The organism is Nonomuraea zeae (assembly GCF_005889725.1).
Classification (GTDB): domain Bacteria; phylum Actinomycetota; class Actinomycetes; order Streptosporangiales; family Streptosporangiaceae; genus Nonomuraea; species Nonomuraea zeae.
Genome location: NZ_VCKX01000429.1, coordinates 1 through 8,057 on the forward strand (window position 1 = coordinate 1; position 8,057 = coordinate 8,057).

At 71.0% G+C, this 8,057-nt stretch carries 9 protein-coding genes; 1 reads left to right on the forward strand and 8 read right to left on the reverse strand.

Annotated elements, in window-relative coordinates; all coding sequences use genetic code 11:
- The 8 genes from ETD85_RS57645 to ETD85_RS57680 form a co-directional block, all read right to left on the reverse strand.
- Nucleotides 1-727: SGNH/GDSL hydrolase family protein (locus tag ETD85_RS57645; protein WP_138698302.1), on the reverse strand; the 727-nt coding region annotated here is incomplete at its 3' end.
- A gap of 117 nt (nt 728-844) precedes the next feature.
- Nucleotides 845-1,780: a universal stress protein gene (locus tag ETD85_RS57650; RefSeq protein ID WP_240780089.1), complete on the reverse strand. Its 936-nt coding sequence runs from the start codon at nt 1,778-1,780 to the stop codon at nt 845-847.
- A gap of 12 nt (nt 1,781-1,792) precedes the next feature.
- Nucleotides 1,793-2,110 (reverse strand): hypothetical protein, encoded by a 318-nt coding sequence (locus ETD85_RS57655; protein WP_138698303.1) that lies wholly within the window; start codon nt 2,108-2,110, stop codon nt 1,793-1,795.
- A 128-nt stretch (nt 2,111-2,238) separates the two neighbouring features.
- On the reverse strand, nt 2,239-3,090 hold the full coding sequence (locus ETD85_RS57660) for an SDR family oxidoreductase (RefSeq protein ID WP_138698308.1): 852 nt from the start codon (nt 3,088-3,090) through the stop codon (nt 2,239-2,241).
- Nucleotides 3,091-3,172: 82 nt separating this feature from the next.
- Nucleotides 3,173-4,141 (reverse strand): glycine betaine ABC transporter substrate-binding protein, encoded by a 969-nt coding sequence (locus ETD85_RS57665; protein ID WP_138698304.1) that lies wholly within the window; start codon nt 4,139-4,141, stop codon nt 3,173-3,175.
- A complete protein-coding gene (locus ETD85_RS57670) occupies nt 4,138-4,914 on the reverse strand; it encodes an ABC transporter permease (protein ID WP_240780090.1) in 777 nt (258 codons plus the stop codon). Before ETD85_RS57670 ends, ETD85_RS57665 begins: the two co-directional genes overlap by 4 nt.
- Nucleotides 4,911-6,101, reverse strand: coding sequence for an ABC transporter ATP-binding protein (locus ETD85_RS57675; protein ID WP_138698305.1), 1,191 nt, complete (start codon nt 6,099-6,101; stop codon nt 4,911-4,913). Before ETD85_RS57675 ends, ETD85_RS57670 begins: the two co-directional genes overlap by 4 nt.
- Nucleotides 6,094-6,762 (reverse strand): ABC transporter permease, encoded by a 669-nt coding sequence (locus ETD85_RS57680; protein WP_240780091.1) that lies wholly within the window; start codon nt 6,760-6,762, stop codon nt 6,094-6,096. Before ETD85_RS57680 ends, ETD85_RS57675 begins: the two co-directional genes overlap by 8 nt.
- A gap of 103 nt (nt 6,763-6,865) precedes the next feature.
- Between ETD85_RS57680 and ETD85_RS64130 the strand changes: the two genes are divergently transcribed.
- The coding region (locus ETD85_RS64130; protein WP_206059540.1) for a hypothetical protein at nt 6,866-8,057 on the forward strand (1,192 nt) is incomplete at its 3' end.

The following is an 8,057-nucleotide window of genomic DNA, read 5'->3' on the forward strand; positions in this document are numbered from 1 at the left end:
GCGTCGGAGTGGGAGTGGGGGTGGAGGTGCCGGACAGCGCGTTCGCGAGGGCCGGGTACCACTTGTCGGACATCTTCTGGTCGCCGGCGGCGTTCGGGTGCACCCCGTCGTAGGTGTCCGTGCTCGTGCTGAACCCTGTCCACTGGTCCACCACCGTGATCGGCGACTGCGTCGTGGTGGTGGCGGCGGCCCAGGCGGGGATGGCGTTGTTGAAGTTCACGGCGCGCTGGGCGCAGTCGGCGCAGCTGGACGGGTTCATCGGGATGATCTTGGCGACCAGGATCTTCATGTTGGGGTTGCTGGCGCGCATCTGGCTCACGAGCGTCGTGAACGCGCTGAGGATCGTCGCCGGCGCGATGTTGCTCCACACGTCGTTCGTGCCGAAGTGCATCAGGACGATGTCGGGCCTGGTCGCGGAGAGCCAGCCGGGCAGCTGGTTCTGGTTCGCCACGTTGGTGGCGAGGAAGCCGCCGTGGCCCTCGTTGTCCCCGTCGTGCGTGACCCCGCAGCCCTGCGGCGGAAGGGTGCCGACGAAGTCGATGTCGGTGTAGCCGGTGCTCTGGAGTCTGTTCCAGAGCAGGGCCCGCCAGCAGCCGGGGGATCCGGTGATCGAGTCGCCCAATGGCATGATCCTGGTGGCCGCGGCGCTGGCCGGCGCGGTCGTCGCGAAGATCACCGCTCCCGCCACCGCCAGCATCGCCGCCAGCACGGCGCTGGTCCTGCGCATCGTCTGCTCTCCCGTCGTAGCCTGCGCAGATCGTAGGAGCGCCCGGGTACGGCGGGAAGTGAGCCCTCTTCAACTGGACCGGCGACCTGCGAAGACGCCGGGTCGGGCATGTAACTTTCAGGCGTGCCTGGCCACGGCGAGCGGGCAGGGGGCGTGGTGCAGCATGGCTTGACTGATCGAGCCCATCAGCATCCCCGCGAGCTGGCCGTGCCCGCGCGAGCCCACCACCAGCAGGTCCGCGCCCGCCGCCGCCTCGCGCAGCACCTCGACCGGGTGGCCGTGCACGACCTCCGCGATCACGTCCACCCCTGGATGCCGCTCGCGGTGCCTGGCCAGCACTTCTTGCAGGGTCTGCCGGACGTCCTGCTCGCTGATCGGGTCGGCCGGCGCGAAGCCTTCCGCGTGCGGCCAGGCCCAGGCCTGTACGGCGCGCAGCCGCATGCCGTGACGTTCGGCGTAGTCGAAGGCGAAGCCGAGAGCCCGGTGCGCGCCCGTCGAGCCGTCCACCCCGGCGACCACCTCTCCGCCCGCCGACGAGCCGCCCGCCGACGAACCGCCCGCCGACGAACCGCCCGCCGACCAGCCGCCCTGCGACGAGCCGCGCTCAGGTGATCCAGGTGGGTGAGCCTTCGGCGGCGGGCGGTCGCGGACCAGCACGACGTCCGTACGGGCGTGCGCGGCGACCCCGTACGCGACGGACCCGACCAGCAGCCCGCGTACGCCGCCGATCCCGCGGCTGCCCACGACCAGCAGCTCGGCGTCCTCCGCCGCCTTGATCAGGGCGGTTCGGGGGTCGCCGGGCAGGAGGAGGGTCTCCACGAGGAGCCCGGGACGCTCGCGCAGCGCCCGGTCGTGGGCCGTGGCGAGCACGGTCTGCGCGCCTTCGCGCATCCAGCGGTTCACCTCGGCGTAGCGGCCGCCGGCCGCCTCACACACCCACCTCGGCACGGCGTGGGCCACCGTCAGCGGAGTCCGGCGCAACGCTGCTTCGACGGCGGCCCAGCCCGCGGCTTCCAGCCCGGCGCGGGAGCCGTCCACTCCCACGATGATCACGGCCTCAACTCCTCAGGAGAGCGCGTAGCATTCCACCTCGGCGCGGCGGTACGGCAGTCCTTTGCTCGTGGAGTCCCTCAGGCACTGGCGCTCGGCCTTGCTGAGCCGCAGCGTGCCGCACACGGTTACGCCGGAGTAGGTGCGGCAGTCGAGTGTCCGGTCGGTTTTGCCGATGCGATAGAGCTCCTTGACCGCCGAACGGCATCGCGCCTTCCCCGTGTCGGCGTAGCGGCACTGGGCGGTCAGGGTCGCGTACTGCTCCTTGCTCACCTCGTGCTGGTCCACGCCGTCCCCGGAGGCGGCGGTCGCGCCGAGGGTGGCCAACACCATGAGTCCTACGAAAGCGGCGATCTTTTTCATGTGTTTCCCCTGATGGGACCGTACCGCCAGGGGCGATCGCCAAACCTCCGGGCCCGCTCGCCCCGATGCCGCCGGAGAAACCGCGGCGCGTCCGGGGCTCAGCCCGGGAGGGTCTCGCCGCCGATCGGGGCCAGAACTTCACCCGTGTAATACGAGGACAGCCGGTCGGCGGCGAAGAACACGTACGAAGGGGCGATCTCGTCCGGGTGGGCGGGCCGCTGCATCGGCACGTGCTCGCCGAACTTCCCGACCTTCTCCGCCGGCAGCGTCGCCGGGATCAGCGGCGTCCAGACCGGTCCGGGGGCTACGGCGTTGACCCTGATGCCGCGTTCGACCAGGTTCTGGGCGATGGAGTAGGTGAAGGCGTTGATGGCGCCCTTGGTGGTGGCGTAGTCGATGAGCGTCTTGTTGCCGCGCAGGCCGTTGATGGAGGAGGTGTTGATGATCGCGCCGCCCGCCCTCATGTGGGGGAGCGCGGCCTTGGTGACGCGGTAGTAGCTGTGGATGTTGACGTCGAACGTGTGCTCCCACTGCTCGTCGGGGAGATCCTCCAGGCCGTCGACCGGCTGCTGGTAGGCCACGTTGTTCACCAGCACGTCCAGGCCGCCGAGCTCGGAGACCGTCTGCTCGACGACGGAGGCGCAGTGGTCGCGGTCGGCGAGGTCGCCGGGCAGCAGCACGCAGCGCCGCCCGGCCGCCTCGACCAGCTTGCGGGTGTGGGCGGCGTCGTCGTGCTCGTTCAGGTACGCGATCGCGACGTCGGCGCCCTCCTTGGCGAAGGCCACGGCGACCGCACGGCCGATGCCCGAGTCGCCGCCGGTGATCAAGGCTTTCCGGCCGCTCAGCAGGTCCCGGCCGACGTAGTCCCGCATCTCGTCACGCGGCTCCGGGGTCATCTCGCCGGTCTGTCCCGGATAGGGCTGATGCTGGGGTGGTGGTGTCTGTGACATGTCCATCGGCCTGCCCCTGCGCGGATATGGCTAACGCCATGGGGTCCTCACGGACAGGCGGTGAACGGGCCCGGCGCGGGCCTCAGCGAACGAAGCCCTCGGAGCGCAGCCAGTCGCGGGCCACCAGGACGGGCACGCCGCCGTCCACGTCCACCTGCGCGTTGAGCTTGCGGATCACGTCGTCGGTCAGCCGGGCGCTGATGGGCGCGAAGATCCCGGCGATCTCCGGATGCGCGTCGGCGAGCTGCCGCCGCATGGTCACCGCCGCGTTGTAGATGGGGAAGAACTTCCTGTCGTCCTCCAGCAGCACCAGGTCGAGCGCCTGCAGCCGCCCGTCCGTGGTGGTCACCATGCCGAGCGCGCACTGCCCGTCGGCGATGGCGCTGTACAGGACGCCGGTCGACATGCGCCGGACGTTCGACGGGAGGACGTCCTTGCCGTACGTCAGCCCGTAGCCCTTGAGCATGCCGAGGAACCCGTCGTCGCGGCCGAAGGTCTCGTGGTCGACGCAGTACGTGCGCTGCGCCACGGGGATCTTCGTCATGTCCGAGATCGTCTTCAGGCCCCATTTCTCGGCCGTGGCCCGCGTGGCGCCGATCGTGTAGCTGTTGTTCAGCGGGGCGGGCGGGAGCCAGACGATGCCGTTGCGGCGCAGGTCCAGGTCGCGTACGGCCTCGTACTGCTTGACCGGGTCCGGGATCGGGTCGCTCTGGCCGAGGTAGGTGATCCAGCCGGTGCCGGTGTACTCCCACATGAGGTCGGCGTCGCCGCGGATGAGGGAGGCGCGGGCGTTCACGCTGCCCTGGACGTTCGTCTGGTCGGTGACGTCGGCGCCGGCGGCGGTGAGGGCGAGCACCGCGATCTTGCCGAGCACCAGCTGCTCCGTGAACTCCTTGGACGTCACCCGCACCGGCGTGCCCGCCAGCGCGGGCAGCGACCGGATGCTGCCGGGCTCGACCGGCGGCACGAACGACGACGCCGGCCGCAGCCCGCACCCGGCCACCGGCAGAGTCACCGTCACCAGCAACAGGAGCGCGACGAGAGCTCTCAAGTCAGCCCCTTGGGAGCGAGGAAACGCTGCGCCAGCCCGCCCAGCCAGTCGATGAGCAACGCCAGCACGGCGATCAGCACGCACCCCGTGACCAGGATCAGGCTGCGCTGCGTGCTGACCCCGGTGGTGATCAGATCGCCGAGCCCGCCCGCCCCGATGAACGCCGCGATGCCCGCCGTGCCCACGTTCAGCACCAGCGTCGTACGGACCCCCGACAGGATGACCGGGACCGCGATCGGCAGCTCCACCTTGGCCAGCACCCCCGTGGCGGACATGCCGATCCCGCGCCCCGCGTCGATCAGCCGCGGATCCACCTGTTCGAGCCCCACCATGGTGTTGCGCAGCGTGGGCAGCAGGCTGTAGGCGAACAGCGCCGCCACCGCCGTCCAGAACCCGATGTGGAACAGCACCGCCAGCAGCACCACCAGGCCGACCGCCGGAGTGGCCTGCCCCACGTTCACCAGCGCCAGCACGAACGGCGTCGCCCTGCGCGCGCCGCGCCTGGTGAGCAGGACGCCCAGCGGCAACGCCACCACGAGCACCAGCACGGTCGAGTAGAAGACCAGCTGGATGTGCTCCCATGTGCGCCGCAGGATGAACGGCAGGTTGAGCGAGCCGCGCTCGATGCCGTCGAGCGGCGTCGTCTGGGTGTAGACGATCATCGCGACGGCCACGGCCAGATAGCAGAGCGGCGGCAGCAGCATGCGCCACGAGCGCCCGATCCCCGGCTCCGGCGTCGTGGCCTCCTTGGCGGCGGCCGCCTCGACCGTCACCTGCCCGCCCCTCTCCGCCGCTCGCGCTCGCGGTCCTTGATGGCGGAGATCGCGTTCTGCACGGTGCCCAGCGACAACGCCCCCGCGTACGCCTGCCGCCTGCCCACCACGGGGACGATCTCGTAGTCGGCGTTGAGCAGCGCCTCCATGGCGTCCTGCAGCGTCATGCGGTGCCTGATCGGCTCGCCGATCTCGTCGCCGGCCGCGCCCACCCGGCCGCTGCGCCCTTCGAGCTGGGCCGTGAAGACCCAGCGCAGCGGCCGGCGCATCCCGTCCAGGATCAGCGCGTACCCGCGGCCGTCCCGCTCGATCTCGGCCAGCAGCTCGGCCGCGTCGGCGTCCTCGGAGGCGTACGGGACCTGGTCCAGGGCGATGTCGCCGACCTTGGTCAGGCGGAGCAGGCGCATGGAGGAGCCGCCGCCGAGGAACTGCGCGACGTACTCGCTCGCGGGGTTCGTGAGGATCTCGGCCGGGGTGGCGTACTGGACGATGTGGCCGGGTTTCTGCATGACCGCGATGTGGTCGCCGATCTTCAGGGCCTCGTCGACGTCGTGCGTCACGAACACGATGGTCTTGGCGAGGTCGTCCTGGAGGCGGAGCAGCTCGTCCTGGAGGCGTTCGCGGGTGATGGGGTCGAGGGCGCCGAAGGGCTCGTCCATGAGCATCACGGGCGGGTCGGCGGCCAGCGCCCTGGCGACGCCGACGCGCTGCTGCTGCCCGCCGGACAGCCGGCGCGGGTAGGTGTCGCGGTAGGTGCCCGGCTCCAGCCCGACCATCGTGAGCAGCTCGTCCACGCGCTCGGCGATGCGCCGCTTGTCCCAGCCGAGCATCTTGGGGACCTGGGCGATGTTCGCGGCCACGGTCATGTGGGGGAACAAGCCGGCCTGCTGGATCACGTAGCCGATGTGGCGGCGCAGCCGGTCGGGATCGATGTCGCGGGAGCTCTGGTCGCCGATCAGGATGTCGCCGGAGGTGGGCTCGATCAGGCGGTTGATCATGCGCATGGTGGTGGTCTTGCCGCAGCCGGACGGGCCGAGCAGGACGACGATCTCGCCTGCCGGGATGTTCAGGTCCAGCTCTTGTACGGCCGGATCGCCGCCGCCTGGGAACGCCTTGGTGACCTTGCGCAACTCGATCGGCACACCGTGCTGGGGCTCCCGCGAGCCCCCTTCGGAAACCTCACCCACGTACGCCCCCCGGAATGGTCAGCCGCCCGAGCAGCACGAAGAAGCCGTCGAAGATCAGGGCGAGCATCGCGACCCCGATCGTCCCCGTCAGAGTGGAGTTGACCGCGTTCGCACCGCCCAGCCGGGCCAGGCCGGAGAAGATCTGCTCGCCCAGCCCGGGGCCGGAGACGTAGGCCGCCACCGCCGCGATGCCCATGGCGAGCTGCGTGGCCACCCGGATCCCCGTCAGGATCACCGGCCAGGCCAGCGGCAGCTCGATCCTGGCCAGCGAGCGCACCCGGCTCATCCCGATGCCCCTGGCGGCGTCCACCAGTGTCGGATCGACGCCGCGCAGGCCGACCACGGTGTTGCGGATGATCGGCAGCAGCGCGTACAGGACAAGAGCCGTCACGCTGGGCGCCACCCCGAGCCCGAGCGGCGGGATGAGCAGGCCGAGCATGGCCAGCGACGGGATCGTGAACAGCACCCCCGCGCAGGCCGTGGCCAGGGCCGCCGAGCGGGGACGGCGGTAGGTCGCGACGCCGGCGAGCACGCCGAGCAGCGCCGCCACCAGGACGCACTGGGCGACCATGCTGGCGTGCTGAATCGTCTCGAAGACGATGAGATCCCATCGATCCTCGATGTACTCCCACAGGCTCATCACCCGGGGTCGTACCCTCATCCGTCACAACCGCACCATGGTTTCTGTCGGCGGCGACCTCTACAGTTCCATCCCATCGACCCGCGTTGACCTGCATCATCGATCGGCTGACAGGAGCTCTGGAGTGACCGTCTGGGACGAGATCCGCGACCTCATCGACGCGGGCGACGACGACAAGCTCGTGGACCGGCTGATCGCCCTGGATCCCGGTGAGCGCAAGGCCGTCGCCGCCGAGTTACGCGACCACATCCCCGTCCTCCGCGACCACGCCGAGGCCCGGCAGTCGTCCTGGGAGGACGACGACTGGGTCGAGCTGCCGACCCAGCCCTGGGAGCGGTGGCGCGAGCTGATGCGTCTGGCCGGCGCGGGCACGCTCGGCCCGGTCACCGCCGTGGTGTCCTGGCTCAACCGCCGCGATCTCATGAGCGTCAGCCGCTACGCGCCGAGGTTCGACTTCGGCGACCCGGCCCCGATCATCCGCCTCATCGACCACCGTCCCGCCGCCTGGCAGGCCGACCTCGCCGTACGCCTGGCCGCCAAGCTCCGCGGCCCGCGCGACCCCGGCACGCCGCTCGCCCTCGCGCTGCTCCGGCACACCGGCGTCGAGCCGCCCCAGCACGACCCGCTGGTGGTGGCCTGGGTGACGAGCGGCACGGTCAAGCGCGCCGACCCGCTCTGGCCGGCTCTCCTGCCGCGCCTCTTCGAGGCCGAGGGAGTCGGGCGCGTGCTCCAGCACGAGCGCGTCACCCATCACACGGGCTGGCTCAGGAAGCTGGACAAGTGGGGCGATCGTCAGGTGCTCCTGGACGGCTGCGTGCGCCGGTTCCTGCGCGGCGGCACGGCCCAGGACCTGCGCTTCTTCGTCCGCCTGCACGAGATCCTTGAGCCGTCGGACGCGGAGGTGGCGCCGTATCTCCGCGACTACCTGAGCCTGCTCCCGGCGTCCCCGGGCCCGGTGGCCCAGCTCGCCCTCCACCACCTCCGCCGCTCCTCCGACCCGTTCTCGGACGCTCTGCCGGACGCCCTTCCGGACGCCCTTCCGGACGCTCTGCCGGACGCCCTTCCGGACGCTCTGCCGGAGGCTCTGTCCGGGCTGCTGTTCCGGGCGGAGGTGACGCTGGTGCGGGCCGGCCTGACCTGGCTCGACCAGCTCGTACGTGAGTCGCCCGGCTGCGCCGACGACCTCGCGCCCGCGCTGGCTACGGCCTTCGCCCACGAGTCCTACGACATCCAGGGGCGGGCGGCGCAACTGGCGCTCAAGCACCGCAAACACTTCACGGCCGTCGGCTCCGCGCACATCACGGACGCCCTCCCGG

Coding starts and splice junctions, on each gene's coding strand:
- ETD85_RS57660 (WP_138698308.1), bottom strand. CDS start 3,090: ATGTCACAGACACCACCACCCCAGCATCAGCCCTATCCGGGACAGACC.
- ETD85_RS57680 (WP_240780091.1), bottom strand. CDS start 6,762: ATGAGGGTACGACCCCGGGTGATGAGCCTGTGGGAGTACATCGAGGAT.
- ETD85_RS57655 (WP_138698303.1), bottom strand. CDS start 2,110: ATGGTGTTGGCCACCCTCGGCGCGACCGCCGCCTCCGGGGACGGCGTG.